The sequence below is a fragment of the Streptomyces caeruleatus genome (genome assembly GCF_001514235.1).
Taxonomy (GTDB): domain Bacteria; phylum Actinomycetota; class Actinomycetes; order Streptomycetales; family Streptomycetaceae; genus Streptomyces; species Streptomyces caeruleatus.
The window spans coordinates 540,276-567,116 of sequence record NZ_KQ948929.1; the positions used below are offsets into that span (position 1 = coordinate 540,276).

General features: G+C 71.9%; 23 protein-coding genes and 1 pseudogene. 10 read left to right on the plus strand and 14 right to left on the minus strand.

Annotation, left to right across the window (positions count from 1 at the left end; genetic code table 11):
- Nucleotides 1-960 (plus strand): hypothetical protein, encoded by a 960-nt coding sequence (locus tag AQJ67_RS20605; RefSeq protein ID WP_062720446.1) that lies wholly within the window; start codon nucleotides 1-3, stop codon nucleotides 958-960.
- Here the strand turns inward: AQJ67_RS20605 and prcB are convergent, their stop codons facing one another.
- The 3 genes from prcB to AQJ67_RS20620 all read right to left on the minus strand — a co-directional run bounded on the left by prcB (nucleotide 961) and on the right by AQJ67_RS20620 (nucleotide 4,331).
- Nucleotides 961-1,815, minus strand: a complete 855-nt coding sequence (gene prcB, locus AQJ67_RS20610; protein ID WP_062720447.1) for a proteasome subunit beta — start codon at nucleotides 1,813-1,815, stop codon at nucleotides 961-963.
- A gap of 75 nt (nucleotides 1,816-1,890) precedes the next feature.
- On the minus strand, nucleotides 1,891-2,835 hold the full coding sequence (locus AQJ67_RS20615; protein WP_062720448.1) for a lysylphosphatidylglycerol synthase transmembrane domain-containing protein: 945 nt from the start codon (nucleotides 2,833-2,835) through the stop codon (nucleotides 1,891-1,893).
- Complete coding sequence (locus AQJ67_RS20620; RefSeq protein WP_079056063.1) at nucleotides 2,832-4,331, minus strand: glycosyltransferase family protein; 1,500 nt, start codon at nucleotides 4,329-4,331, stop codon at nucleotides 2,832-2,834. The genes AQJ67_RS20615 and AQJ67_RS20620 overlap by 4 nt, the downstream gene beginning before the upstream one ends.
- A 132-nt stretch (nucleotides 4,332-4,463) precedes the next feature.
- Between AQJ67_RS20620 and AQJ67_RS20625 the strand changes: the two genes are divergently transcribed.
- Nucleotides 4,464-5,123 (plus strand): nucleoside/nucleotide kinase family protein, encoded by a 660-nt coding sequence (locus AQJ67_RS20625; RefSeq protein ID WP_062720449.1) that lies wholly within the window; start codon nucleotides 4,464-4,466, stop codon nucleotides 5,121-5,123.
- On the opposite strand, the gene AQJ67_RS20630 is transcribed toward AQJ67_RS20625, so the two are convergent.
- The 6 genes from AQJ67_RS20630 to AQJ67_RS20655 all read right to left on the minus strand — a co-directional run bounded on the left by AQJ67_RS20630 (nucleotide 5,118) and on the right by AQJ67_RS20655 (nucleotide 13,348).
- Nucleotides 5,118-6,953, minus strand: coding sequence for a hypothetical protein (locus AQJ67_RS20630; RefSeq protein ID WP_062720450.1), 1,836 nt, complete (start codon nucleotides 6,951-6,953; stop codon nucleotides 5,118-5,120). The genes AQJ67_RS20625 and AQJ67_RS20630 overlap by 6 nt on opposite strands.
- Nucleotides 6,954-6,958: 5 nt before the next feature.
- Nucleotides 6,959-8,680: a hypothetical protein gene (locus AQJ67_RS20635; protein WP_062720451.1), complete on the minus strand. Its 1,722-nt coding sequence runs from the start codon at nucleotides 8,678-8,680 to the stop codon at nucleotides 6,959-6,961.
- 2 nt (nucleotides 8,681-8,682) lie between these two features.
- Nucleotides 8,683-9,585 (minus strand): carbohydrate ABC transporter permease, encoded by a 903-nt coding sequence (locus AQJ67_RS20640; RefSeq protein WP_062720452.1) that lies wholly within the window; start codon nucleotides 9,583-9,585, stop codon nucleotides 8,683-8,685.
- Nucleotides 9,582-10,493, minus strand: a complete 912-nt coding sequence (locus AQJ67_RS20645) for a carbohydrate ABC transporter permease (RefSeq protein ID WP_062720453.1) — start codon at nucleotides 10,491-10,493, stop codon at nucleotides 9,582-9,584. Before AQJ67_RS20645 ends, AQJ67_RS20640 begins: the two co-directional genes overlap by 4 nt.
- Before the next feature lie 123 nt (nucleotides 10,494-10,616).
- Complete coding sequence (locus AQJ67_RS20650) at nucleotides 10,617-11,939, minus strand: extracellular solute-binding protein (RefSeq protein WP_062720454.1); 1,323 nt, start codon at nucleotides 11,937-11,939, stop codon at nucleotides 10,617-10,619.
- Nucleotides 11,940-12,214: 275 nt separating this feature from the next.
- On the minus strand, nucleotides 12,215-13,348 hold the full coding sequence (locus AQJ67_RS20655; RefSeq protein ID WP_244190533.1) for an ROK family protein: 1,134 nt from the start codon (nucleotides 13,346-13,348) through the stop codon (nucleotides 12,215-12,217).
- Between the two features lie 310 nt (nucleotides 13,349-13,658).
- On the opposite strand from AQJ67_RS20655, the gene AQJ67_RS20660 reads away from it, so the two are divergent.
- The 5 genes from AQJ67_RS20660 (at nucleotide 13,659) to AQJ67_RS20680 (ending at nucleotide 20,275) form a co-directional block, all read left to right on the plus strand.
- A complete protein-coding gene (locus tag AQJ67_RS20660; RefSeq protein WP_062720456.1) occupies nucleotides 13,659-14,567 on the plus strand; it encodes an N-acetylglucosamine kinase in 909 nt (302 codons plus the stop codon).
- A 190-nt stretch (nucleotides 14,568-14,757) separates the two neighbouring features.
- Nucleotides 14,758-16,677 carry a phosphatase PAP2 family protein gene (locus AQJ67_RS20665; protein ID WP_062720590.1) on the plus strand — a complete coding sequence of 640 codons (1,920 nt, stop codon included), beginning with the start codon at nucleotides 14,758-14,760 and terminating at the stop codon, nucleotides 16,675-16,677.
- 265 nt (nucleotides 16,678-16,942) lie between these two features.
- Complete coding sequence (locus AQJ67_RS20670) at nucleotides 16,943-18,529, plus strand: phospholipid carrier-dependent glycosyltransferase (RefSeq protein WP_062720591.1); 1,587 nt, start codon at nucleotides 16,943-16,945, stop codon at nucleotides 18,527-18,529.
- 86 nt (nucleotides 18,530-18,615) lie between these two features.
- Entirely contained in the window at nucleotides 18,616-19,539 is a 924-nt protein-coding gene (locus AQJ67_RS20675; protein WP_062720592.1) for a MurR/RpiR family transcriptional regulator, read from the plus strand.
- A gap of 364 nt (nucleotides 19,540-19,903) precedes the next feature.
- The gene (locus AQJ67_RS20680) at nucleotides 19,904-20,275 is read left to right on the plus strand and encodes a hypothetical protein (RefSeq protein ID WP_062720457.1); all 372 of its coding nucleotides are present in this window, start codon (nucleotides 19,904-19,906) and stop codon (nucleotides 20,273-20,275) included.
- 36 nt (nucleotides 20,276-20,311) lie between these two features.
- Here AQJ67_RS20680 and AQJ67_RS20685 read toward each other — a convergent pair whose 3' ends face one another.
- Nucleotides 20,312-21,160, minus strand: a complete 849-nt coding sequence (locus tag AQJ67_RS20685) for a cellulose binding domain-containing protein (RefSeq protein ID WP_341846162.1) — start codon at nucleotides 21,158-21,160, stop codon at nucleotides 20,312-20,314.
- 79 nt (nucleotides 21,161-21,239) lie between these two features.
- Here AQJ67_RS20685 and AQJ67_RS46860 point away from each other — a divergent pair.
- Nucleotides 21,240-21,782 (plus strand): annotated as a pseudogene (locus AQJ67_RS46860) (polysaccharide lyase family 8 super-sandwich domain-containing protein); the annotation flags it as partial.
- A gap of 65 nt (nucleotides 21,783-21,847) precedes the next feature.
- Here AQJ67_RS46860 and AQJ67_RS20695 read toward each other — a convergent pair.
- From AQJ67_RS20695 to AQJ67_RS48645, 3 genes are all read right to left on the minus strand, one after another.
- Entirely contained in the window at nucleotides 21,848-22,681 is an 834-nt protein-coding gene (locus AQJ67_RS20695) for an ATP-grasp domain-containing protein (RefSeq protein WP_062720459.1), read from the minus strand.
- Nucleotides 22,682-22,779: 98 nt separating this feature from the next.
- Nucleotides 22,780-23,016 (minus strand): hypothetical protein, encoded by a 237-nt coding sequence (locus tag AQJ67_RS48640; protein ID WP_062720460.1) that lies wholly within the window; start codon nucleotides 23,014-23,016, stop codon nucleotides 22,780-22,782.
- 51 nt (nucleotides 23,017-23,067) lie between these two features.
- On the minus strand, nucleotides 23,068-23,907 hold the full coding sequence (locus AQJ67_RS48645) for an HAD family hydrolase (protein ID WP_062720461.1): 840 nt from the start codon (nucleotides 23,905-23,907) through the stop codon (nucleotides 23,068-23,070).
- Nucleotides 23,908-23,946: 39 nt separating this feature from the next.
- Between AQJ67_RS48645 and AQJ67_RS20710 the strand changes: the two genes are divergently transcribed.
- Nucleotides 23,947-24,723: a TetR family transcriptional regulator gene (locus AQJ67_RS20710; protein WP_062720462.1), complete on the plus strand. Its 777-nt coding sequence runs from the start codon at nucleotides 23,947-23,949 to the stop codon at nucleotides 24,721-24,723.
- 193 nt (nucleotides 24,724-24,916) lie between these two features.
- A complete protein-coding gene (locus tag AQJ67_RS20715) occupies nucleotides 24,917-25,339 on the plus strand; it encodes a Zn-ribbon domain-containing OB-fold protein (RefSeq protein WP_062720463.1) in 423 nt (140 codons plus the stop codon).
- Here the strand turns inward: AQJ67_RS20715 and AQJ67_RS20720 are convergent.
- Nucleotides 25,321-26,691, minus strand: a complete 1,371-nt coding sequence (locus AQJ67_RS20720; RefSeq protein WP_062720464.1) for a Gfo/Idh/MocA family protein — start codon at nucleotides 26,689-26,691, stop codon at nucleotides 25,321-25,323. The two genes, AQJ67_RS20715 and AQJ67_RS20720, sit on opposite strands and share 19 nt — an antisense overlap.
- Between the last annotated feature and the right edge of the window lie 150 nt (nucleotides 26,692-26,841).

Here is a 26,841-nt window from a genome sequence, read left to right on the forward strand (position 1 = left end):
ATGGCGAAAGACCGCTTCGCTCCCGACTTCGACCCCGACTGCGGTGACGCCGCGCTGACCCGCGCCCGGCAGGACATCGTCATCGGCCGCTGGCAGGGGCTGCGGGAGCTGCTGCGGGTCACCGGTCCGAACTGGCTGGCCCGCGGCCACCGGACCCGGCTGCTCGCCCAGGCCTGTGCGAGCAGTTCGACGTCGGAGTCGTGGCTGGCCGCCGAGCCGCACAGCGCCGACGCGCTGGTGCTGCGGGCGGCGACGGAGACGGCCCGGGCGTTCAACCTGGCGATCACCGCGGGCCGGGGTGTACCGATCGACCGGCAGCGCATCGACAGCGCGGTGCTGTCGTGCCTCGGGGCCGCCGACGCCTACCCGGACGACCCGACCCCGTGGATCTCGCTGATCTCCGTCGCCCGGCTGTATCCGTCGGGCGTACGGCGACAGGAACTGGCCCGCTGGTGGGACGAGTTGCACCAGCGCGACCCGTACAGCGTCGAGGGACATCTCCAGGTGCTGCACTACTACTCGGCGCGCTGGCACGGCACCCACGGTCTGATGTACGACTTCGCCCGCGACGCGGCCGGGGTAGCACCGTCCGGCTGTCCGCTGCCGGTGCTCGTGCAGTACGCGCGGGTCGAGGAGTTCCGCTACGCGCTGGACGCGGCCAGGGGCCGGCACGCCTCGATGGGGCTGGGGCAGCACTGGAGCAATGACGGCGCCGTCAGCGACGTCCGCCGCACCTGGGAGCGCTGGATCACCGGCCGTACGGACGACGGCTTCGCCCCCGGCGAGCTGCGCGACGTCAACCACCTGGCGCACGCGGCCTGTTACGCGGGGGCCCACGACATCGCCGCGGCGCTGTTCCGGATGCTGGAACGCCGGGCCACACGGGCTCCGTGGGCCTACACCGGCGATCCGGACAAGCAGTTCATCAGGTGGCGCAAGGAGGTGGGGGTGCGCGGCTGATCACGGCATGGCGTTCGGCCCGTCCGGCCGGCCGAGGCGCTGTGCGACCATCTCGCGGCTCAGTTCCCCGGTCTCCGACTCGGGCAGCCGCTCGAATCCGTCCTCGGTGATGACCGAAACGGTCGGGAAGATACGGCGGTTGAGGTCCGGTCCGCCGGTCGCCGAGTCGTCGTCGGCCGCGTCGTACAGCGCGTGCAGCGCGGCCAGCGCCGCCTCGTGCCGGGACATCCCCGCGCGGAACAGCTTCTTGAGGGCGCCGCGGGCGTACGGCGAGCCGGAACCCTCGGCGTGGAAGTCGTACTTCTCGTAGGGTCCGCCGGTGATCTCGAAGTCGAAGATGCGTCCGCGTGCGCCCTCGGGTGCCTTGGCGTCGTAGCCGGCGAGGAGCGGTACGACGGCGAGGCCCTGCATGGCCTGGCCGAGGTTCTGGCGGATCATGCCGGCCAAACGGTTCGCCTTCGCCTTGAGGGTCATCGGGATGCCCTCGATCTTCTCGAAGTGCTTCAGCTCGACCTGGTACAGCTTCACCATGTCCAGCGCTAGTCCGACGGTGCCCGCGAAGGCGACGGCGGTGTAGTCGTCCGCGGGGTGGACCTTCTCCAGGTCGCGCTGGGCGATGAGGTTGCCCATGGTGGCCCTGCGGTCGCCGGCGATCAGTACGCCGTCGCGGTAGGTGAGGGCCAGGACCGTGGTGCCGTGCGGGAAGCGGTCGGGGGCCGCGCGGACGCCGTCGGGAAAGGGGCGGCGCATGGGCAGCAGGCCCGGCCGGTGTGCCGTCAGGAACTCGGTGAAGGACGAGGATCCCGGAGTGAGGAACTCCTCCCCCAACCGCCCGTCGTGCTCACTGCTCGTCATGGCGCTCCCCCTCCTGCGTCCGGCCGACAACCGGACTCCTACCTGAACCGGGCGACCGGGAAACGCCTTTCACGCTCACAGCGCCCCGCGCCGGACGAGGATCCCGAGCACGACCAGTCCGGGAGCCAGCGGCAGCCACACCGTCAGCAGCCGGTAGCCGAGCACGGCGGAGGCGGCGCCCGTGGCCGGTGCGCCGGCCGTGGTGAGCGCGAACACCAGGACGGCGTCGAGGGAGCCGAGGCCTCCCGGGGTGGGCAGCAGGGCGGCCGCGGTGCTCGCGGCGAGGTAGAGCAGGGCGACCCGGGCCGGCGGCAGGGGCAGGGCGACCGCCCGGGTGACGGCGATCAGCACGGCGCAGTGCAGCGTCACGAAGGCCAGCGATCCGCCCCACAGGGCGGCGGCCCGGGCGGGTCGCGCGTGGAGGGCTCCGACATACGTCCGTACGGCCATCAGAGCCCGTCGGCACCAGACCCGCAGCGGGCCGGTGACCAGCACGATCGCGCCGGCGGCCAGCGCGCACGAGGCGAGCAGGAAGCCCCCGCCGATCTGCGGGACGTGCAGGATTCCGGGGCAGGCGGCGAAGAGTACGGCGAGCAGGGCGCCGCGTACGAGCGCGCCGGCCGTGCCCTTGACCACGACCGCGGTGGCGGCGTCGGCGATCGGTATGCCGCAGCGCATGAGGAAGCGCAGGTTCACCGTGCCGGCGCCGAGACCCACGGGCAGCACGTGGTTGGCGGCGGAGCCGGCGAACTGCCCGGCCACGAGCCGCCCGGGTGACAGACGGCAGGGCACCGCGCCCTGTTGGGCGAGCGCCGAGCAGGGCCAGGTGGCGAGGGTGGCCAGGGCGGCCGCGAGCAGCCAGCCCCGGTCGGCGACGGTGAGCCGCACCGCGCCCGTCTCCAGCACCGGCCAGTGCCGCCGGGCCAGGCAGAGCACGGCTGTCAGGACGACGAGGGTGAGCGCGGCATGCCAGTACGCGCGTCGGCGCCGGGGTGCGTCGAGGAGGTGCTCCGACGTCATTGCGGTCCGCCCGCGCCCGGCGCCGGGGCGACGCGGACCTCCAGGCCGTCGAGGCGGTGGAGTTCCCAGTCGCGGGCGTACCGGGGCGGTGTGGCGCCGGGATCGCTGAGGGCGCCGACCGGGATCCGGCGGGCGGTGCGCAGGATGTCGGCCTTGGTGGTGTTGGCGTTGTGGCCGCTGACCGCCCCGGAGTCACAGCCGGTGTAGTAGCCGACCGGGATGGCCTCGTGCCCGGTCAGCAGGCAGGGCGGGCGCACGCCGAGGCGGTGGAGGGCGGCGGCGGAGCGGGACCAGGCCTCGCGGCCCGCGGTGGTGCGGTCCACGGTGCGGTCCAGGACGACGTACTGCACGGCCAGGTGTCCGGCCAGGCCGAGCGCGATCACGGCGGCCGGCACCGGGCGCCAGCGGCCGTTCGGCCTGGTGGCCAGGTGGAGCAGCGCGTCCGCGACGGGGATGGAAAGCAGCGCGTAGGCGGGCAGAAGGAAGCGGGGCGCCGCGTATCCGATCATGAACAGGTACGGGAAGGCGGCCGTGGCGGCGCAGGCCAGGGTGACCAGGGTGCGGGTGGTGCGGCCGGCGAGGACCGCGACCGCCAGTCCGCAGACGGCGAGCAGCGGGAGCATGAACCACCAGGCGTAGACGACCGGGGTGGGCATCTCCCCGTCGCAGGGCCGGCACAGGGCGTTGCCGACCAGGCTGCGCAGTTGGTCGTCGACGGCGAAGTTCCAGCCCAAATCGCCCTGGATGCGGGAGGCCTGGTTCAGCCGCTCGCGCAGTCCGCCGTAGCTGACGAACGCCTCGACGACCCACTGGAGGCCACCGGCCACCAGGCCCGCGGCGAGGACGCCCGCGAGCCGCCAGTGCCGTACCGCCACCGCGAGCACGAGCAGCGGCAGTGCCACCCAGACGGCGTCGGTGGGCCGCATCCAGGCCATGAGCGCGGCGCCCGCCAGGACACCCCACAGGGCCCGTCGGTCGAAGCGGTCCACGCGCGCCCGCAGGAAGCAGGCGACGCAGACCAGGGCGCCGAAGGCGACCCACAGGTTGGGCATGGCCTGCGGGCCGTAGAAGAGGGTCACCCACAGGGTGGCGAAGAGGGCTGCCGCGCCGGCCAGGACGCGTGGCGGGAACAGTCCGCGCCAGGCGCGCAGGGCCAGGTACAGGCCGAGTCCGGACAGGACGGCGAGGTAGACGCGCAGCAGCGGTGTGGAGGACGACCAGGAGGCGACGGGCCACACCAGCAGCGGGACGCCACGCGCGCGTGGTGCGCTGAAGAACGCGGCCGGAGCGTCGCCGCCGACCTGGCTCACGTACACGACCTCGTCCCAGCCGAGGCCGATCGAAGGCCCTACGAGCAGGAGTTGGGCGAGCGTGAAGGCGCCGGCCACCGCCGCGAGCTGGCCCCGGCCGGGTGCCTGCCACGACGACCGTCCGGACAGGAACGCCTCGTCGCGCCGGCCCATGCTCACGACCATGGGCTTCGTGCCGTGCGCCATCGTCCGCCCCTCCCGGGAACCAGGAAACCGATGAAAAGATCGAAAACACGGACAAGCTAACCCGCATGGGACAGGCGTGCAGTGTGATGTTCGGCCAGGTGCCTGAGCGGGGGGGGTGACACACTCTGGTGTGTGGCCCTGACCTTCGACGATCTCCTCGCCCGCGCCCGGTCCCTCCCCCGCGACGGCCGTCGTGCCGTCCTCGGTGTCGCCGGCAGCCCCGGCGCGGGCAAGACGACGCTCGCCGAGCATCTGGTGCGGGAGCTGAACGGTCGCGGGGACCCTTGGGTCGCGCATGTGCCCATGGACGGCTTCCATCTGGCCGACGTCGAGCTGGACCGGCTCGGACGCCGGGACCGCAAGGGCGCGCCGGACACCTTCGACGCGGCGGGGTACGCGGCGCTGCTGCGGCGTCTGCGCGAGGAGGCCGACGGCGACATCGTGTACGCGCCCGGTTTCGAGCGGGTGCTGGAGCAGCCGATCGCCGGGGCCGTTCCGGTGGAGCCGGCCGCCCGGCTGGTGGTGACCGAGGGGAACTACCTGTTGCTGGACACGGGGGCGTGGGCCCGGGTGCGGCCGCAGCTGGACGAGGTGTGGTTCTGCGAGGCCGACGAGGCGGAGCGGGTCCGTCGCCTGATCGCCCGTCACGAGGAGTTCGGCAAGGCGCGCGACCAGGCGGTGGCCTGGGTGCTGGGCTCCGACCAGCGCAACGCCGACCTGGTCGCCGCGACCCGGGACCGGGCCGACCTGGTGGTGCCGGCCACGGCCCTGCTGAGCAGAGAGCGCCTATGACGCCTTGAGCGCGAGCTCCGGCTCCCCGTGTGCGTCGCCCGCCGTCTCGCCGAGCACGGCGGTGAAGGCCTCGGTGCGGACCTTCAGCCGCGCACCGTCGCGTTCGACGGTCAGTGCGCCGAACGGCCCCAACTCCCCGTAGCGTACGGCGAAGACGTGCAGGTCCTCCGGGCCGCCGGGGGCCGGTTCGGCCTCCAGTGCCGTCGAGCCGACCAGGTGCAGCCAGCCCTCGTCGGGGTTGCCGTAGCCGCGCGGGTCGGCCGCCAGGGCGAAGGCCGCCTCCTCCTGGGTCCGGTCCGCGCGGGCGTCGAAGTGGTCCACGCCGTCCGACTCGGGGTGCGTCAGCCGCAGTGCGCCGGCCGACGTGACCTCGCCCTGCGCCGTCCTGCGCACACGGTCGCCGTCGTCGGCGGCGTAAGGCAGCCCGGCGAGCAGGTACGGCGTGCCGGGGAGCCGTTCCACCGCGACGGTCAGCCACAGGCGGGTGCCGTCGGTGACGTACAGGGACCGCACATGGCGCAGGACGTGGTCGCGGCCGACGACCGGCTTGGTGACCAGCTTGGCCGTCAGGCCGTCGGCGCGGACGTCCCGGACGCGTACCTCGCCCATCGGGCGGCAGAACAGGAAGCCGTCCGTCACCGGGCCGAAGCCGTGCTGCCGGTTCACCGCCGCCGGGAGGTAGTACGTGCCGGCCGCCTCGACCAGCGACGGGGTCATACGGTCGTCGAAGGCCACCGAGACCGTGCCCGCCCGCAGTTGGTGGCGGGCCGGGAGCGGCGAGGGGCTCCGGTGCCAGCGGGTGGTGTCCTGGGTCTGCCAGACGAGCATCCAGGCGAAGTGACCGTCGACCCCGCCGTCCGCCTTGACCGCGTGCCGGCCCCACCGGGAGTCGCCCCGGTAGCGGCCGAGGTCGGACCCGATGCGCCGGCTGAAGTAGCGCAGGCCCAGGACCGACTCGAAGCCGCTGTGCTGCTCGCTGTAGCGGGGGCCGCCGTTGTCGAAGCCGCCGACGGTGAGCCGGGCGTCGATGTAGCGGGCGAGCGCGTCGCCGTCCTCGGCGAAGATCCGCTCGCCGCTGACCCGGTAAGCCTGGGCGAGGAAGGACAGGGAGATCGGGCCGTAGTTGTTGTCGTAGGCACCGCCGTGCTCGGGCGGCAGCAGCGCGCCCCGGTCCGCGACGCGGTGGGCGCGGATCTTGTCGGCGTACAGGGCGAGGGCCCGCGCACGCACCTGCTCGCCCTTGCCCGGCGGGAGGTGGCGGGCCAGCATCAGCCCGCCGACGACGCAGCCGATGGCCTGGTTGCCGGCCTCCTGCGGGTTGAAGAAGGTCGCCTCGGTCAGCCAGCGCCAGTAGCCGTGCGCGACGTCGAGCAGTTCGGTGCGCTGCTCGCCCTCGACGAGTCCTTCCGCCAGGTCCAGGACGTTGACGGCCTGCAGGAGCGCCCACACGGTGCTCGGCCAGTCGCCGATGGGGTGGGCGCCGGGGGCGAGGGTGTAGCGGGCGTACGGCAGGGCCGAGTGACGGGCCCGCAGGTTCGGGTAGCCGGGGTTGTCCTCGGTGTAGACCCGCTCGCGCAGATGGAAGGCGAGGCTGCGGCGCACCGCCTCCGGCAGCCGCGGGTCCCGGCCGCGCTGCCAGGCGAGGGCGAGGAGTGAGGTGATGCCGAGGGAGGTGTCGCCGATGTCGTCGACGCAGTCCGGGTGCTCCAGGTTGCCCTCCGGCGTGAGCCGGGCCAGGGCCTGCTCGACGACGTCGGCGAGGACCGCGTCGTACGCCTCCGGGGTGTCGGGGAGGTCGTGCAGCGGGCCGAGTTGGCGAGGGAGGTGCACGGGAATCAGTCCTTCATGCCTGGGACGGTCGAGGCGCGCAGTGTGAGGGTCAGTGTCTGCGGTCCGTGCCCACCGAGGTAGACGCGATTGCCGGTCGTCGCGTCGGTGCCGCCGGCCACGGTGTAGTCCTGGCCCGGGTCGTAGCGCAGGACGTCGGTCCGGTCCGGCCCGGCGAGCGGCTCGCCCGTCTCGACGGCGGCCTCCACCCGGATCTCGTCGTCGCCGACGCGGTAGGTCATCGGCCCGGTCGTCAGGCACCAGCGTCCGTCGCCGAGCGGTACGGCGCCCTGCGGCTCGCCGCCCGGCCGGAAGGTCAGTTCGAGGGCCCAGGACACCGGGGGGCCGCTGATGTCGATCCGCAGGTCGGCTCCGTCCTCGCGCAGGTCGACCTCGACCCTGGTCGTGTGGGAGACCTCGTCCTGAGGGCGGTCCGGGAAGGCCATGGACGCGGAGAAGCGGCCCTCGTCCACCAGGCGGTAGGCGCCGTCGTCGCGCCGGTGGTCCTTCGGGAGCGGCTGGTAGTAGGCGGTGGTGAGGCTCTGGGTGAGCCGGTAGCGGTGGTCGGCGAGCCGTTCCATGTCGGCGGCGCGGAACGGGCCCAGGTCGAAGAAGCCGCGCGAGAGGCGGACCGCGTCGAGGACGGCGTCCCCGGCGAACAGGCGCAGGAAGGTGGGGTTGCAGGCGAGACCCGAGCGGATGCGCCGGTGCTCGGGCACGTCGGAGCCGCCGTACACCACGGTGTGCGCGGTGGCCGAGGCGTGGTGCGCGAGGCGTGCGGTGCTGAGGTACCGCTCGCGCGGGAGCCTCTCCGCGTGCGGGGACGGCAGTTCGCGGCTCAGGTCCGGGGTGAGGAGGGTCTGGGCGAGCAGGTCGGGGTCGTCGATGCCGGCGGCGGCCGCCAGCCGTGCCGCCCGGGCGAAGTCGCCCCGGCCGGTGCGGATCGCGAGGAGCCGGTAGTGCGGCAGGTAGGGCCACAGGGCGAACGAGAGCTTCTGGTCCTGTCGGCGCGAGTGGAGGGTCTCCACCGTGCCGTCCGGTCGGATCAGGTCCAGGGTGGTGGCGAGGTTGCGTTCGACGGCGGCCGACAGGTCGGTCCGGCCGAGCGCCTCGGCCAGCAGGAGCAGCGCGGGGTTGGTCACGATGGACGCGTAGACGGCGCTGCGTTCCGAGTACAGGCCCTCCGCGTCGATGTCGACGCCCTCGGCGAGCCACTCCTCGACGCGGTCGAGGAGCCGGTCGTCGGGGAAGGAACGGTGCAGCCGGGCGAGGGCCGCGCTCAGCTCCCAGCGGTGGTTCGGGGTGTGCACGCCACCGGTCAGGAGACTGGCGGTGGCGGCGCCGGCGATCTCGGCGAGCCCGGCCGTCGCCTCGGCCAGCTCCGGTCCCGCGTCGGCGGCGAGGACATACGCGTCGCACACGTCGTTGACGGTGAACGCGGAGTCCGGCGGTGACTGGACGTTGTCGCCGCCCGCGAAGAGGCCGGAGCGCGTCTGCACGGCCCGCAGGGCGCGCAGGTGGGTCAGCGCGGCGGCGACCGCCTGTCCGCTGCCGTGCAGTGCCGAGTCCGGGGAACGGTATGCCGCGATCAGGGTTTTCACCCGCCGCGCCAGACCGCGGTGCGGCACACCGGCGGGTTCCTCGTCGGGGGCAGCCGCCAGCGGGGCGGCCGTCCGGTCGGCGGCACGGGCCGCCGACCGGACGAACTCGTGGTCGAGCGGGGTGGGCAAGATCAGTCCTTCAGGCCGGCGTTGATGTCGGCGTTCATGACGTACTTCTGGAACACCAGGAAGACGATGATCAGCGGGATCATGGAGATGACCGATCCGCCCAGCAGCACCGACCAGTTGATGTTCTGCGCGCCGACGAGGCTCTGGATGCCGATCTGCACGGTGAACTTGTCGGGGTCGTTGAGCATCAGCAGCGGCCAGATGTAGTCGTTCCAGCGCCACTGGAACGACAGGATGGCGAGCGTCAGCATGATGGGCCGGGAGACCGGCACCATGATCCTCAGGAAGATCGACAGCTCTTTCGCGCCGTCGATGCGGGCGGCCTCGATGAGCTCGTCGGGGACCGTCAGGAAGAACTGGCGGAACATGAAGCAGCCGGTCGCGGTAAGCACGGCCGGGAGGATGATGCCGGCGAGCGAGTTGTACAGGCCGAGGTCACGGACCACGAGGAACTGCGGGGCGAGCATGACCTCGGACGGCAGCATCGTGGTGGCCAGGATGCCGACGAAGAAGACCTTGAGCCATTTGTTGTCGTACTTGGCCAGCGCGTACCCGGTGCAGCAGCTGACTCCCACCGTGAGGATCGTCGCGATCACACACACGATGGTCGTGTTGATGAAGTACTGGGAGAAGTTGGCGCTCTCCCACGCCGCCTTGTAACCCGACACGGTGGGGTTGTGCGGGAACAGCGTCAGCGGAAGGGAGAACAGGTCTCCCGCCGGTTTGAAGGAGCTGAGGACGAACCACAGCACCGGCACCCCGTAGAGGGCCGCCAGGACCCACAGCAGTGTCGTCGGGGCCACCGCGCGCCGAAGCCCACCGGTGGCCGAGCCGCTGGACCGCTTCCTGCGGGAGGCCCGTCCGGGCCCGGCGTCGACCTTGCGTGGCATGTCTGTGGTTGTCATCGGTTCTCCACCCGCCGGTTGACCATCATCTGGACGATCGCGACGACCATCAGGATGAGCATGAGCACGAACGACGCGGCGCTCGCGTAGCCGATCTGGCCCGCTTTGAATCCGGTCTGGTAGATGTACTGCACAAGCAGGTTGTTCGACGTTCCGGGCCCGCCGTTGTTGAGGGAGGCGAACAGCGGATACTCCTTCATCCCGTGGATGGTGTTGAGCAGGATGACGATGAAGGAAGTGGGCGCGATGCTCGGCAGCGTGATGCTGAAGAACTGGCGCCACGGACCGGCGCCGTCGAGCGCGGCCGCCTCGTAGTACGACGTCGGTACGTTCTTGATCGCCGCGATGAACAGCAGCATGGAGAAGCCCGTCCAGGCCCAGGACGCCGCCACCACGACCACCAGCAGCGACAGGTCCGCGTTCGACTGCCACGGAACGGCGCTTCCGCCGGCCTTCTCGATGAGGTAGTTGACCAGTCCGAAGTTCTCACCGAACAGCCACCGCCACAGGACGCCCACGACGATGGGCGACAGCAGCCACGGGATGAAGAAGAAGATGCGGGCGACCGAGACGCCCTTGGCGTGCTTGTTCACCAGCACGTTGGCGATGAGCAGCGAGAACACGAAGTTCAGCGGGACGAAGAGCACGGTGTACAGCAGCGTCCGGCTCAGCGCGTCGAAGAAGGCGGAGTCCCCGAACAGGTTGTGGTAGTTGTCCAGTCCGACGAACTGGAACGCCCCCACACCCGTGTAGTTCGTGAAGGAGTAGACGAGCCCGATCACCGCCGGCCAGAGGAAGAACAGCGCGAAGAGCACGACGTTGGCCGCGATGAGGACAAGCGGCGCAAGGGTGTACTTACTGCGTCTCCTGGGCGGGCTCACGGACACGTCCGAGGCGCGTTTGGTCATCTTCCTGACTCCGTGCTGGTGGAATGGGTTTCGGTGGGCTCAGGGCCATGAGCCCGGCATCACATGGGCCGCAGGCCGGGCGGCGGGGTCGGGACACCGCCGCCCGGGCCTGCCGGCCTACGGTCAGCCGCCGACCTGCTGGTTGTAGCCGTCCACGATGTTCTGCAGGGCCTTGTCGGCCGACTGCTGGCCGTTGATCGCCTTGCCGAGCTCCGTCTTGGTGGGGTCCTCGGTGAGGCTCTTGCCCTTCAGCACCCAGTTCGTCTGCGCGCTGTTGAAGTAGCCGGAGATCGGGTCGTACAGCGGGATCGACTCGTTGTACAGCTTGAACGCCGCCTGCGCCGCCTCCGACTTGAAGGGGTACTTCGGGTTCAGACCGCTCTCGACCGGCAGGAACCCGGACGCCTCGCACAGCGCCTGGTAGTGGGCCGGCTCGTACAGCCAGGTCAGGAACTTCGTCGCGGCGGTGGCCGCGTCGGCGTTGTTGTTGAAGCCCACCGTCATGCCGCCGCTGTTGACGTCGCTGGCCTGCACGGGCTGGGCGGGAGTCGGGACGCTCGCCCACTCGAACTTCTTGATGCTCTCCGCGAAGGCGGGGACCTGCCACACGCCGGACCAGTAGGCGACCACGTCACCGCTCTGGAACATGGCCGACGGGTCGGCGCCGCTCGTCCACACCGACTTCGGCATGGTCTTGTCGTCGTTCCATCCGACGAAGGTCTTCACGGCCTTCTTGGTCGCCCCGTCCACCGAGAACTTGCCGGCGTCGTCGGCGTGGACGTACTTGCCGCCCATCTCGTACACCATGGCGCGCAGCCGCGACGGCGACTGGTCGAAGGTCAGGGAGTACTTGGCGTCGGTCTTCTCGCGGACCTTGTTCGCCGCCTTGATGAACTCGGTCCAGGTCCAGGTCTTCTGCGGCGAGGTCGGGAAGGAGACGCCGGCCTTCTCGAAGAGCGACTTGTTGATGAACATGCCGGACGCGGTGACGTCCGAGGGGATGGACAGCACCTTCCCGGAGGAGTCCTTGGCGATGAAGTTGGCGTTGATCTTGTTGCTCTTGTTGTTGGCGATGTCGCTGAGGTCGATCAGCTTGTTCGACCAGATCGGGTCCAGCTTCGGCACGGCCGCCACGTCGGGCAGGGAGTTCGCCTGCGCGGCGTTGTGCAGCTTCGCGTCGTAGCCGTCGTAGGGGATGTTGACGAGCTTGACGTTGACGCCGGTTTCCTTCTTGTACTGCGCCACCATCTTCTTCCAGCCCGCGTCCTGGCCCGGAACGGTGGAGATCCAGAACGTCAGCGACTTGGAGGTGCCGCCGGAGTCGGAGCCCGACCCGCAGGCCGAGAGCAGCAGGGCACCTGCCGTGGCCACGGCAGCGAGGGGGACCAGGCGGCCTATGCCGCCGCGGCCGAGTCGGCGGGAGCGCCGCACACCCACAGTGGTCATCTTCGATCCCTTTTCGTGGTAGGGGACGGAGCACGGCGCCGACGAAGGCGGCACTGGTGCATTTTGCAGGAAAAGTCACTTTCCGGGGGGCACGGCCTCGCCCGGCCGCGTCATCCACGCGGGGCGAGATCCCCGGCCGTCTGGCCGTCACCGCACGGGCACGCCCTCGTGCGGTTGCCGTACGTCGAGTACGGGCGGGACACTTGCCCCAAGCCGACGTCCCGGCCGACTTAGAAAGCGCTTGTCCGGACATTGGCAGACCGGATCCGAAACCGTCAATCCTTCATCCGTGCCGCGTCGGTCACGTTTTGGACTCCTCTGGCGACCGCGAGCCGGGCGGCACCCACGACGGTACCCAGATCACCGACCTGGCTGCTGACCACTTCGGTGGGCCAGCTCAGCCGCTCCAGCTCGGCCCGCACACCCGGCAGGAGCTGCGGAAACGCGCCGGTGCTGCCGCCCAGGACGAGCAGCCCGGGGTCGAGTACGGCGGTCACGGCGGCGGCCAGCCGGCCCACGTCCACGGCGTGCCGGTCGACGATCGAACGGGCCACGGCGCTGCCCTCTCCGGCCAGCGAGAACAGCCGGTCGGCGGTACGGGGGCACGAACCGTCGGAGGCCGGCCAGGCCTCGGCGGTTCGGCGCAGCAGGGAGCGGGCGCCGATGTACTCCTCCAGGGCCTCGTGGCGGGGCTCCAGGCCGTCGTCCCAGGGGTAGGGCAGCCGGGCGAGCTCTCCGGCCGCCCCGTTGGCCCCGGCCAGCACCTGGCCGCCTACGACGATGCCGAGACCGATACCGACGCCGATCCGCAGGTAGCCGAAGGTGTGCCGGCCGCGTGCCGCGCCCTCGTGCAGTTCGGCGAGCGCGGCGCAGTTGACGTTGTTCTCGAGGTGGACGGGGACTCCGGGCGGCAGCGCGACGGTCACCGCGTCGAAGACGGGCCCCGCCTTGGCGGTCGCCGGGCGCATGCCGGAGCCCTCCTCGACCCTGGCCGTGACGTCACCGACGGCCACGACGATGCTGCGGAGCGGGGCGTCGGCGGGCAGCGCGCTGAGCGCTTCGCGCACCACGTCGGCGGCCTCGGCCCGGGGGCCGGTGGCCTCGGCCAGCAGGGTGCCGTCCAGGCCGCAGCCGCGGACCCGGGTGAGCGCGGGGCCGAGGTCGATGGCGAGCACGGCGCCCGCGGCCGGGCCGAGGCGGTATACGGCCGCGTTGCGGCCCGTGCCGCTGGAGGCGGTGCCGGAGTGGGCGGCCAGGCGGACGCCCTCCAGTTCGGCGACGGCGGCGGAGACCGTCGGTTTGGACAGCCGCGCAAGGCTGGCGAGCTGCGGCCGGGTCGCGGTGCCGGCCTGGGCCAGCACGGCGAACACGTGGCTCGCGCTCTCGGTCAGACGGGGGGCTCTTTCCACGTCGTTCTCCACAGTTCCCCCAGGTGACAGGCTGCTCTCCCGGGCCGATCGGCTCGGCGGAAGGCGGCGATGGGTTGCCCTGGCGGCGCACGTCCACGCACCGGGCGAAAGGCCCGGGCAGCCGACTGCGCGACGCCTATTGACAGGCACTGTACTTCGTTAGTTAACTTCCTAACGAACGTCACGGTACTCGCCTGCCGTGGTCCGTCCAGAGGCCCGTCCCGGGGCTTCCCTAGCTTTTGAACTGTCTTGCCCTCCAGCACGGTTCGCCCGCCGTCGCAGCACACAGCGCACCGACGAAAGAGAATCCGTGCAGGTCACCCCTTTGTCCAGCCCCCTGACAGTCGGCATCGACGTCGGCGGCACCAAGACGCACCTACGCGCCCGCGCGGGGGACACCCTGGTCGCCGATCACGTCCGCGTGAGCAGCGGCTGGCGGCCGCACGACCCCGTGGCCGCCGCAGGCTGGCTGGCCGCGCTGGTCGCCGACGCCCTGCCGGCGGGCGTACGTCCGTCCGCGCTCGCCGTGGGCGGGCACGCGTGCGAGACGCCTCGCCAGTGCACACAGATCCGTACCGCGCTCCAACTCCACTTCGACGCGCCTGCGTTGGTGGTGGGAGACGCCGAACTCCTCGTTCCCGCCGCCGGGTTGGACAAGGGGGTCGGCCTGGTCGCCGGCACCGGGTCCGTCGCGGTCGGCCGCCTGGCCGACGGCACGTCCGTCCAGGTCGGCGGCTGGGGCGCGGTCCTCGGCGACGAGGGCGGTGCGGCGGGCCTCGTCCGCGAGGCGGCCCGGGCCGTCTGGACGGCGCACGACCTCGGCGAGGAGCCCGACGCACTGGCGCACGGGCTCCTCGACGCGTTCGGGGTCAGTGAAGTGCCCGGACTGGGCGCGGCCATGGAAGGCGCCCGCAGCGCCTCGGCGGAGTGGGGCCGGCACGCGCCGGTGGTGTTCGCGGCCGCCGAGGCCGGTTCGTCGCTCGCCCGTGCCGTGATCGACGAGGGCGGCCGTTCGCTGGCGGCGCTGGTCGGGCAACTTGCCGCGCGCGGGGTCCCGGTGGACGACATCGTCGTCGCCGGCAGCACGATTCTCGCCCAGCCCGGCCTCTACGACGCGTTCGTCTCCGGTCTGGCCGACCGTGCGCCCGGGGCCCGGCCGCAGCACCTTCGGGTGCCCCCGGTCGACGGCGCCTTGGCACTCGCTCGTTCACTTGTGTGACACCTGCCGGACGCCGGGCCATCCCGAGTCCGACACAACTCGCCCGTAGATCTTCGCTCGTAAGACTCGATCCCCCGCACCTCGTGCACCCCAGGTGCGTCTCATGGGCGTTCTCGTACGCCAGACAGTCGAGTCGATCACTTCGATCTCCTTCCCGGCCGTACGGCCGAAGAACTCGAGAGAGGCACACATGCCGTCATCCGCCGGCCACGCCACCCCGTCCCTGAACAGAAGGCGCTTTCTGACGGCCTCCGTCGGCGGCGGGGCGGCACTGGTGGCCGTTCCCGCCCTCGCCGGCTGGCTGCCCGCCGCGGACGCCAAGGCGGCCGTGAACGCCGCCGCGTTCGTCGACGACTACAAGACGAACGTCGTGGCGAACCAGACGCCCGAGACCAACGCGGTCGTCCGGATCCTCGGCGGTTTCGCGAAGGTGTGGAAGACGGGTGGCGCCTGGAACACCGGCGCACCGCTCGCGCCCGACGTGCTGCGCGCCAACATGCGCTACTGCGCCCGGATCACCGCCGTGCGCACGGACGCTCAGGCGAAGGAATCGTTCATCATCGACCGTCAGCACCAGAGCTACTCGGTGATCGCCGGGCTCGGTCCGCTGGCCGACCTGTACAAGTCGGGCGCCAAGGCGGTCACCTCGATCACCAGCGCGCCGGACGGCACTCCGGCCGGGAAGATCAGCGACACCCTGCCGGCCGACGCGCCCGCGGGTTCCGCGATCGGTGCCGGCTCGTACGACTCCGACCTCGGCCAGGTGGCCAGGCTGGTCGACACCGTGCGGGGCCCGTTCGCGTCCGGCAACCCGGCCAAGTTCGCCTTCCAGTACCCGCGTCCGTGGCGGATGAACGAGGACAGCGAGGTCGTCGACACCGGCAAGAAGGACGAGTTCGGCTTCCCCGTCTACGACTCGAAGGTGGTCGTCGCCCCGCAGCTGCTGCGCCAGCGCGGCGAGAACGCGGCCGAGGACGGCGGCTTCCCCAGCGGCCACACCAACGCCCTGCACCTGGCGGCCCTGGCGTACGCCTACGCCGTACCGGAGCGCTTCCAGGAGCTGGTGACCCGCGCCTTCGAGCTCAGCCACACCCGCATCGTGGCGGGCATGCACTCCACGGTCGACGTCCTCGGCGGCCGCGTCATGGCCACCGCGCTGGCCGCCGCCGCGCTCGCCGACCCGGCCAACGCGGAACTCAAGGCCGCCGCCCGGGCGCAGGCGCTCGCCTACTTCAAGGAGCGGACCGGCACGACGGCCGACACGCTGTACGCCTACGCCCACTCGGCCGACGCCGACCGCGACCCGTACGCCGACCGCGACGCCAACGCCCGCACCGTCAAGCCCAAGCTGACCTATGTGCTGACCCGGCGCGGCCGTGACGAGTCCCTGACCGTGCCGAAGGGCGCCGAGGTGCTGCTGGAGACGCGCCAGCCGTATCTGAGCGCGGCCCAGCGCCGTGAGGTGCTGCGCACGACCGCGCTGCCCGCCGGGTACGTCCTGCTGGACGGCTTCGAGCAGTGGGGGCGGCTCGACCTGTTCACGGCGGCGGACGGTTACGGCGCCTTCGACTCCGACGTGACCGTCACGCTCGACGCGGCGGCCGGGGGCTTCGGCGCGGCCGACGTGTGGCGCAACGACATCCGCGGCGAGGGCGGCCTGACCAAGCGCGGCACCGGCGCGCTCACGCTGACCGGGCACAACCGGTACCACGGCGGCACGGTCGTCGAGGCGGGCACGCTGGTCGCCGGGTCCGCCAACGCTCTCGGGCAGGGCGACGTGCGGGTCGAGGGCGGCCTGCTCCGCGCGGACAAGGTGCTGCGGGTGCGCGGCTCCTACATCCAGGAGGGCGAGACGACCCTGGAGTTGCCGCTGCGCAAGAACCACGGTCCGGCGCTCGAGGTGTCCGGTCGGGTGGTGCTGGGCCGGGGCAGCGTGCTGTCGCTGCGCCTCGACACCGAGCGGCCGCCGGCCGTGGGGACGACCGTTCCTGTCGTCGAGGCGCAGCGGCTGCGGGGGCAGTTCGACCGGATCGAGCTGAACTCGGACACGCTGCGAGCCGTACCCGTCTACACGGCAGACGGTCTGTCGGTACGACTCCTGAGGCGGTAACTCCGTCCCCGGCGGGGGGCTGGTGCAGAGTAGGCCCATGGGCCGGCTCCGGATCAGCTCCCGCCGCCGCGGGGCCGACGGCCCCGCGGAGCGGATGATGGCGCTCGAAAGGCACCCGGCCACGGCCCCCGGACAACCGTCGGCCCCGGCGTCACGGGCGCTTCCGGACGCACCCGACACCACCGATGCGCCCGACGCGCAGCCCTCGGGGTCGGCCCGGAGGCGCCGGCTGGTGCCGCTCCTCGTGGTCGTGCTGCTGGGCCAGATGGCCGTCGCGATGGTGACGGCCGCCGTCCAGCAGACTCCGACGATCGACGAACCCGTGTATGTGGGCGCGGCGGCCGAGTACGTGTACGAGCACCGTCTGGTCCACAACCCCGAGCATCCGCCGCTGGGCAAGCTGGTCATCGGGACCGGCGTAGCGCTGGCCGATCCGCAGGTCGATCACTCGTTCACCGGCGATCAGGGCCGACTGGGCCGGCATCTGCTGTACGAGTCCGGCAACGACCCCTGGCGGCTGATGCTGTTCGCCCGGCTCCCTGTGATCGTCCTGACCCTTTCGTTCGGGTTGATCGTGTTCGCCTTCGCCCGTGAACTGGCAGGTGCGACGGGCGGGTTGGTGGCGCTCAGCCTGTACGCCTTCTCCCCCGACGTCATCGCCCATGGCTCGCTGGCCACCCTGGACGTTCCGGCGGCCGGGTTCGTTTTGGCGTCGGTCTGGCTGCTGTGGCGAGCCCGTCACCGGCCGCGGTGGTGCGTACCGCTCGTCGGAGTGGCGCTCGGCGCGGCCCTGGCGACGAAGATGAGCGCGCTGCCCGTGGTCCCGGTGGTGGCGGCCCTGGCGGCCTGGTCGGTGTGGTGCGCGAGGGCGTCCGCCGAGGCCACCGGGCCCATCGAGCCGCGCCGCAGGACTCTCGTACGGGCGGTCGCGGGCGCCGGCGTCGTCGTGCTGGTCGCCATCGGCGTCGTATGGGGCACGTATCTGGTGGTGGACCCACGGCTGCGGTGGGTGCCGCAGCAGCACGTGCCGGTCGTGCACGGGCTGCGGGGACTCGTGGTGGAGCTGCTGCCGTTGCCGGAGGCGTACCGGGACGGGATGCGGATCCAGTTCGGCTTCGAGAACCACCCGTGGCAGGGCTTCCTGTTCGGCCGGCTCTACACGGGCTCACTCTGGTACTACCTGCCGGCCGCGCTGCTGGTGAAGACACCGCTCGGCACGCTCGTCCTGTGGGCGGCGGGCTCGGTGACGCTGGTGGCCGTGCGGCGGCTGCGGCCGGCCGCGCCCTGGCTGCTGGTGCCCGCCGCGGTGCTGCTCGCCTCGGCCATGCTCGGGTCGCGGGACTTCGGCACGCGGTACGCGGTCTTCGTGCCGATGTTCCTGGCGGTGGCCGCGGGGTGTGTGGTCGCGGTGCGGTGGCGGTGGGCGCCTCTCGCGGTGGGGGCCCCGGTCGCGGTGGGGGCGCTGGTGCTGTTCGTCGCGGTCAGTTCGCTGCGGACGTACCCGTACTACCTGCCGTACTCCAACGAGGCGTTCGGCGGTCCGGCGAAGACGCGGCTGCGGCTGCACGACTCGAACGTGGACTGGGGTCAGGATTTGGGCCGGCTCGCGAACCGGCTGCGCGAGCGGTATCCGGGCGAGCGGATCTGGCTCGTCTACAAGGGCAGCGGTGTGCCGTCCTTCTACGGTATCCGCGCCGCCGATCCGCGCAGGGCGCCCGCGAGTGAAGTGCGCGGGCTGCTCGTCGTGTCGGACTCCGCGGCGGCCAAGGCGACCGGTCGGCTGGCCGAATTGATCGACAGCGGTCGTCCGATCGACACGGTCGGCCATTCGATCACCATCTATCGACGATGAGCACAGCGCTCGCACCTCTCGCACCAACCCTGGTCAGCACGGTGTGTGAGCTATGTTGAAGCACTGTGGAAGACAAAGGAGGCGCCCTGCCATCGCCGCAGCAGGCGCGCGCGCAGGCATCCGCGATCACTTCGGGCAAGACCGCTCCGGAAGCGGAGGCGTCCCCGACTTCCCAGCTCAGGACACTCTTCGACCAGCCCCGCCTGTCCCCCGGACAGCGGCGCATCGCGCAGTACCTGATCGAGCACATCACCGAAGCGGCGTTCCTTTCCATCACCGACCTCGCGGAGCGGGTCGGCGTCAGCCAGCCCTCGGTGACGCGTTTCGCCGGAGCGGTGGGCTTCAGCGGTTACCCGGCGCTACGGGAGAAGCTCCAGGCAATCGCCCTGGGCAGCCTCGCCGGGGGCCCCGCGGCGGCGGAGGAGAACGGCGCCAACGAACTCCAGTCCGCCGTGGACGCCGAGATCGAGAACCTGGAGAACCTGCGGCGCGACTTCGCCGACCCCGACCAGGTGATCGCCATCGGCCGCAAACTGTCGCAGTCGACCCCGCTGACCATCCTCGGGCTGCGCATCTCGGCCTCCCTCGCCGAGTACTTCGCCTACGCGGCACGCCGTATCCACCCCGATGTGCGGCTGGTGACCCGCGGCGGCAGCGTCGCCTACGACGCGCTGCTCCAGTCGCGCGAGGCAGGCGGCACCTGGGTGCTGGCGTTCTCGATGCCCCGGCACGCTCAGGAGACCCTCACCGCCGTACGGGTCGCGCGCAGCGCCGGTCTGAAGGTCGCCCTGGTCACCGACCTGGCGCTCGGGCCGGTGGCGGACACCGCCGACGTCGTCTTCGCCACCGGTACCGGCTCCCGGCTGGTCTTCGACTCCTACGCCGCGCCCGGCGTGATGGCCGCCGCGCTGCTGCAGGCCATGACCGACGCCGACCCGGAGCGCACCCAGGCGCGGCTCGAGGACTACGAGCACATCTCCGACCAGCACCAGTTCTTCCTCCGGGACTGATCCCGCCGGAACCGGCCGCCGAACCGCCACAGAACGGTGTCTTTCCATTCAAATCACGCATGAATGTTTTCATGCGCCTTGAAAAGCGGACGGCATATATAAATACTTCACACGCACCATCCGCCCGCCGAAAGCAGCCGGTCCGCTCATGCGCACCTCACCCCATCCGTCGTGCACATGTCGGCTGGCCCCGGCGGGCTCCTCAACGAACAGCGGCCGCCGTCTCCTACCCGCGTCGGCGCTCGCGCTGTTCGGTCGGGCATCGCCTGCGCGAGCGCCCGTGGCGGCGGCCCCGGTCATCCCCTAGGCCGGGGCCGCCCCGACTCCGTCGGACACCCCAGACGACGCCGCACACCCGGAAGCGATGACCATGACCCTGACGACGACGCGCATCAGCCCGGACTGGCCGTGCCAGGTCAAGACCCCCGGTTCCTATGACTGGGAACGTTCGGCGGCCAAGTGGCTGCGTGAGCTGGTGCCGGCCCGCTACGCCAGCTATCCGGCGCTGATCCGGCACCCCGTGCTGCTCGCCCGCCATGCGCAGATCCAGGTCCAGAACGAGATCCGGGTCGCGCGCACGGCACTTCAGACCGCGCGGGCCGACCTTCCGGCCCTCGGCATGCCGGAGTCGGTCATCGAGCTCACCATCAAGATGTACGCGGCGGAGGTCATGCAGTTGCAGCACATCGCCCGCAGCGTGCGCGCGGTGTCCCAGGCGCTGGTCGACCGGCGCTGACCGGCCGTCACCGGGCGTCGCCGTCGGAACCGGGCCTCAGGACGCGCCGGCCGTCGCCGCACAGGTGACCTCCGCCGAGGGCGCACCGGACTCCGAGGTGTCGGCGATGAACCCGAACGTCACGCTCGCGCCGGGCGCCAGCCTGCCGTTCCACGAGGCGTTGGCGACGGTGGCGGTGCCGTCCCCCGTCGTGGTGAGGGTGCCGTCCCAGACCTGGGTGAGGCGGGCGCCGTCGTCCGGTACGACCGTCGCGGTCCAGCCGGAGACGGAGGCAGCGGGCGCGTTGGTGACGGTCACCTCGCCCTGGTAGCCACCCTGCCAGCTGTTGACGGTCCGGAAGGACGCGGTGCAGGCGGAAGAATCCCCGGGGCCACCGGAGTCACCCGAGTCACCCGAGTCACCCGAGTCACCCGAGTCACCCGAGCCGTCGACTCCGGGTCCACCACCGGGCGCGTTCGGGGCCGGCTCGGCCGACGCCGAGACCCTCCCGGTCGGATCCGCACCCCCGGCTCCGGCCGCCGCCGCGTCGTCGCCACGCCCGGAGAGCAGGAGCGCCCCGCCGAAGCCGACGACCGCCGCAGCCGTGACGGCGACCGCGACGGCCGCCCGGCGGAATCCGGGGCCGCCGGACGCGACAGGGCGGGGGCGGGCGCCGCTGCCGGGCGGTGCGATCCTCGTCTCCTCGGCGACGGGCGGGAGTTCCTGCGTCGCGTCCTCGGTTCCGGGCAGTGACGGGGGCACGGCCACGGCCTCGTAGCCGTTCCTGTCCCGCTCCAACTCCTTGAAGAGTTCCGCGAGGGCGTCGGTGCGGCGTGGGCGCAGAACGCGGATCGGTTCCAGGGCCGGGCCTTCGTCGGACTGCTCGGGGTCGGGCCGTGTGGGCACGCCGATCTCCTTCCGTCCCGTCTTCACGGGATTCACCATTCCCCGGGAAGTGATACGGGATTGCCGTCCCACCGGTTCAGCGAAGCGCCCGCTCGCCACGCTGGACGACACCGTCGTCTGCCTCGGCGCCGGCATCAGGTGCACCGACGGCACGGCGTTGGAGACGACGGTCGAGAACCGCAACCTCGGGCCGACGGGCGGCGCTTTGTTCGTCGTGGACGGCACCACCCGGCCTGCCGCCTACCCCTGGTCGGCGACGCTCACGGGCGCCACCTGGGCGCGCATCGGCGGCCACGGCGGCTATGTGTTCCCCGGCGGAGCGACCGTCAAGGCGCTGCGGGACGCGCGGGACGGCCGGTGGAGCGACATGGACAAGGGCGGCTCCACGACGGTACTGAACCGTGGTACCTGACGATGTACGTCGGCCACGGCACGAACCCGACGGACGCTTTCTACGCCTGTCTGCTCGCTCGGCTTCACCGGCGTCAACTTCTGGTTCGGCGGCATGGTCGGACCGCTCGTCGCGCGCAGTCCGTGCTGCGTGATGATCAGTGAGAAGTCGGACGGTACGGCGGTGATCTGCGTCAGCGATCCGATGCGGATGCGGACGGGCCTGACGCTGGGCGCCATGCAGAAGATCACCGTCTGTTGGGGTGAGCGTGCGGCCGACGGTGGCTCCGGTCGGGCTCAGGCCTCCGTGGCCAGGAAACGGTGCAGGGACGCCTTCATCGCGGCGACGAAGGCGTCTCTTCCCGTCTCGTCCAGGGCGTCCAGCGACAGATACGGGTTGAGGTCCTCCAACTCGACCAGCAGCAGCTCGCCGCCCGGCGCGCGGCAGGCGTCGACGCGTTGGATGCCGTGCCCGAGGTCGTTCCACTCCACGAAGCGCCGGGCGAACTCCAGGTCGCCGTCGGTGGGTTCGTACCGCTCCAGCTGCCAGCGCCGGTCGGTGTGGGGCGCGTACAGGGCGTATTGGAAGTCGTCGTCGACGAAGTAGAAGGACACCTCGTACGCGAAGTCGACGCAGGGCTGGATCAGGACGTCCCCGCCGGCCGGCTCGCGCACTCCGTCCGCCGGAACGATCCGCAGCCCTATGGAGTCGGCGCCGATCTTGGGCTTGACGACATACCGGTCGGCCTCGGGCAGGAGGTGCAGGTCGTCGGCGCTGTCCACGGTGGGGATGACCGGGTGTCCGGCCGCGGTCAGGTCGAGCAGGTACTGCTTGCCCGCCATGTCGGCCTTGCCGGTGAGCGGGTTGTAGACGCGCGTCCCCTCGGCGAGTGCCCGGCGGCGGAAGTCGTCGTACGCGTCCTGGTACTCAAGGACGGGACCGCTGTTGCGGACGACGACCGCGTCGAAGGCGGTCATGAGCGCGGCCGCGTCCCGGGGGTGGCACAGGGCGAGGTCGAAGTCGTCGCGCAGTCGGGAGGTGAGGAAGATGTCCTCGTCGCAGTAGCGCCGCCCGCGCGCCGGGTAGGCCAGGTCGGTGACGTACAGGACGCGGGGTCGGGCGGGCGGCATACGGGGCTCCTCGGCTGCGGCGGCAGCCGATCGTATGCGGACCGCCGCGCACCGAACAAATGTCGGGGAATCCGAGACGCATGTCGGGTAGACCGAGGTCACAGCCCCGCCGAAACAGCTCCGGCCTGCCGATCCCCCCCCCAGGCCACGGCGCACGGTACGCCGGGGACCGGGCTTGAGGGGCGCGTACGACGGGACGGCGAGGACACGGCAACCCCGAGGGGCCGGGCGGCGGCGAGGCAGGGGTCGGCGAACGGCTTGGTGCGGGGTGTCTCGCCCTCGGCGACCGTCGTGCGGAACCGGTCGGCGCCCAGCGTCTTCAGTACGGCGTACATGACCGGCCTCGACGACGCCGACAAGGAGCGCCGCCGGAATACCCGACTCCCTTAGCAGGTCGAGGAGTTCGAGAGCGCCGGCGAGCGGCACGGTCTCGCGCTGGACGGCCGCCGGGAAGCGGGCTTCAGGTCGGTGGCGAGGGTGTGGGCGTCGCCGCCGGTCAGGGGCTGGAGGCGGGTGGCGGCCTTGGGGGCCGAGCGGCCGAGGACGTCGAACAGCTCGCCGGTGCCGATCCGGGGCACGGCCTCACGGACTCCGCGCGACCACAGCGACTCGATGTCGACGAGCGTGCCGTCCATGTCGAGGAGTACGGCGTGCGGGGCGGCGGCTAAGGGGCGGCCGTCCAGCGTCCAGTGCCGGTCGGCGTGTGGCCGAGGGCGGCGAACTCCTGGGCCGCGACGTCGGCGTGCCGCAGCGGACGCGGTGCCGGGCCTGATGCCGGGGCCCGCCGCGGCCGGCCATGCGGTGCGCTCCTCGGGCGTACGGCCGCCGTGGCCGCCCGCGTCGACACGGCGTTGGTCGGTGACGACGAGGAAGGTCCACTGCTCGTCGGCGTACGAGGGCCGGGAGCGTACGGCGGCGAGCGGGCGTCCGAGGCGGGCGTCGGCGCGGCGGATCGAGGCCTCGTAGGTCTCGCCGCAGCCCAGGACGTGCGCGGTCTCGTCGGGTGCGCCGAGGTGGACGAACGACGCCACGGCGTCGTCGGCGGGGTCGGGGCCGGGGCCGGGGCCGGGGCCGGGGTCGGGGTCGGGGTCGGGGTCGGGGTCGGCCAGCGTGCGGACCGCCGCGTCGGTGATCCGGTCGTCGCAGTGTTCCCAGGCTTCGGGGGTGTCGGCCGCCGGCCCACCGCACAGAACAGCACAGCACTCAGTACCCCCTGAGCAGCGCACTGAGTGCCATCACCTGCGCTCTGGTGCTACGTTCCGTTCATGAGCTCCAGCAGTGCGGCGCCGGGTCGCGGCGAGAAGGCGGAGGCCGTGGCGGCGAAGCCCCCGATGCGGGAGGCGCTGGTCGCCGCGGCCTTCCAGCTGTTCCTGGAGCGGGGCTACGAGCAGACGACGGTCGACGACATCGTGACGCTCGCCGGTGTCGGACGGCGCTCCTTCTTCCGTTACTTCCCGTCCAAGGAGGACGTGGTCTTCCCGGACCACGAGCGGTGCCTGGCCGACATGACGGCGTTCCTCGCCGCGAGCGGCGAGGCGGGGCAGGAGCCGGGACAGGGGCAGGAGCCCGAGCCGGTGCGCCGGGTGTGCGACGCGGCCCGGCTGGTGCTGCGCATGTACGCGGAGAATCCGACCTTCTCGGTGCAGCGCTACCGGCTCACCAAGCAGGTGCCGGGACTGCGCGCCTACGAGCTGTCGGTCGTGTGGCGGTACGAGCGCGCCCTCGCCGAGTACCTGCGCCGGCGCTTCAGCGGCCGACGTGACGGGACGCTCCAGGCGGATGTGATCGCCGCCGCCGTGGTCGCGGCCCACAACAACGCGCTGCGCTCCTGGCTGCGCTCGGACGGCCAGGGCGATGCGAGCGCCGAGGTGGACCACGCCCTCGGGTACGTGCAGTCCGCCTTCGGCGCCGCCTCTCCCCCGCGCCCCGCCGACGTACCCGCCGACGAGCCGGCCGAGGACGTGGTGGTCGTGGTGTCCCGGCGCGGCGCACCGCTGTGGCGGGTCGTGCAGGAGATCGAGACGACCCTCGGTCGCGACTGACCCGATCCTCCGCGCGTCTTCAGGGACCGACTCGCCCCTCCCCTCCCCCATATTCAGGGTACGCAGTGCCTTTACGAGTGGCACTGAGTGCCATACGCTGAGGCCGTGCACGGTGGCACGGCGAACCGGGCACGTCCGTGCACGGGTGACCCGCGCACGTGGGATTCCGGCCCAGCGCAGGGAGTTGACCAGCGTGTACCACCACTCAGGAAGCGTTGCTCGTCAGACCGCCGGTTCCGCGGTCGGCGTCCTCGACCCCGCGGCGTCCGCGACCGCCGACCGGGAGGCCATCCATTTCCAGCGGTGCACCTGGTGCGGCACGGCCATGTACCACCGGCTGCTGTGTCCGGTCTGTCAGGGCAGTGAGCTGCGGACGGAGCGCAGCGAGGGTGTGGGGACCGTCCGGCACTCCACGATCGTGCACCGCAACACCCCCGCCGCGCGCAATGTGTCCCTCGTCGAGATGGCCGAGGGCTTCGTCGTGCGCGGCCGGGTCATGGGCCCGCCCATCGGCATCCACAGCGGGGACCGGGTCCGGCTGTCCACGGCCAAGGACCCGGTCCGCGGCGAGCCGGTGTTCCAGCTGGTCGACGAGCCCTACCGCGCCTGGACCTGAGCTAGCCCCGGGATCAGTTCCCGTACGCCGACGGGCCGCCCCGTCCCGAAGCACTGATTGGCGGCGAGCCCGACCGCCAGGGCCAGCGCGCCGTCGCGTTCGGTGGCCGTGGGATGCGGCGCGGTACGGGCTGCCGTCCCCGCGTCGGCCGGCCGCGCGGGATCGACGGGGCCGAACAGGGCGTCGAGCATGCGCGGGTCTCCCCCGCCGTGGGCCTCGTGGGCGGTCACGAGCGGAACCTCCACGGGAGGCCGCCACAGCGCGCGCAGGGTGAGCCGTGCGCCGCCCGCGTGTTCCGCGGCCGTGTCCCCGTGCAGCGCCCCGCTGTTCGACGCGATCCGGATCCGGGGCGGCTGCCAGCGGCTCTCCTCCACCTCGAGTTCCAGGCGGCCGGCGCTGCCGTTGAACATGACCCGGTAGCCCTCCCACGGTGAGTACGCGGTGAGGTGGTACGTCATGGTCGCGCCCCGCGCGTAGCGCACGAGGACGGCCATGTCGTCCTCGATGGTGACGGGCCCGTCGAAGACGTTGCGGTCGCGGACGTACCCGTTGTCCGGTTCGGCGTCGAGGTAGAGGGCGCGCAGGGTGTCGTCGGCGGCCAGGTCCAGGGCGAAGGGGTCGTCGGCGGCCTCGTCGGCGCCGTGGGCGCGGTCGTAGTCCCGGCGCAGCCCGTGGCGTTCGCCCGCCGCACGGCCGTAGAAGCCGAGCCGTCCGTAACCGAAGACGTCCCTCGGCTCGTCGGCGAGCCACCAGTTGACCAGGTCGAAGTGGTGGCCCGACTTGTGCACCATCAGGCCGCCGCTGCGCTCCTTCTCGCGGTGCCAGCGGCGGAAGTAGTCGGCGCCGTGGCGTACGTCGAGCAGCCACTCGAAGTGGACGGAGAGGACCTCGCCGATCGCGCCGTCGGCGAGCAGCGCGCGGACCGTCTCGTGCACCGGGTTGAAGCGGTAGTTGAAGGCGACGGTGAGGGAGTTCCCGGTGCCGCGGACGGTGTCGAGGATGCGGGCGCAGCGGTCCGCGTCGACGGTCATCGGCTTCTCCGTGACCACGCGGCAGCCCGCTTGCAGGGCGGGGACGATGTAGCGGTCGTGCTCGGCGTCGACGGTGGTGACGACCACCTCGTCGATGTCCTCCTTGGCGAGCATCTCGGTGAAGCGGTCCGGTTCCCACCGGGTGGCGGTGGGTTCGCTGTGGTCGGCCAGCAGCCGGTTGTGGAAGGCCATGCGGGCGGGGCTGGGGTCGCACAGGGCGGCGACGCGGTGGCCGGGGCGTTCGGCGAGGGCCCGGGTGAAGGTCTGGGCGCGGTGGCCGGTGCCGACAATGGCGGCGCGGTGCTGGGGAGTTCGGCTCATTGTGGTGGCCTTTCCCGTCGTGGGCCCGCCCAGTCCTGCGCGCGCGGGGCGGACCTCGCTCTTCCCTCCTTGCACAGGCAACGCACAAGTCCCGCCTGCCGTCCTCCCCTGGTGAGGGGCCCGGGGCCGTCCCGGTGCTGACGGAAGGAG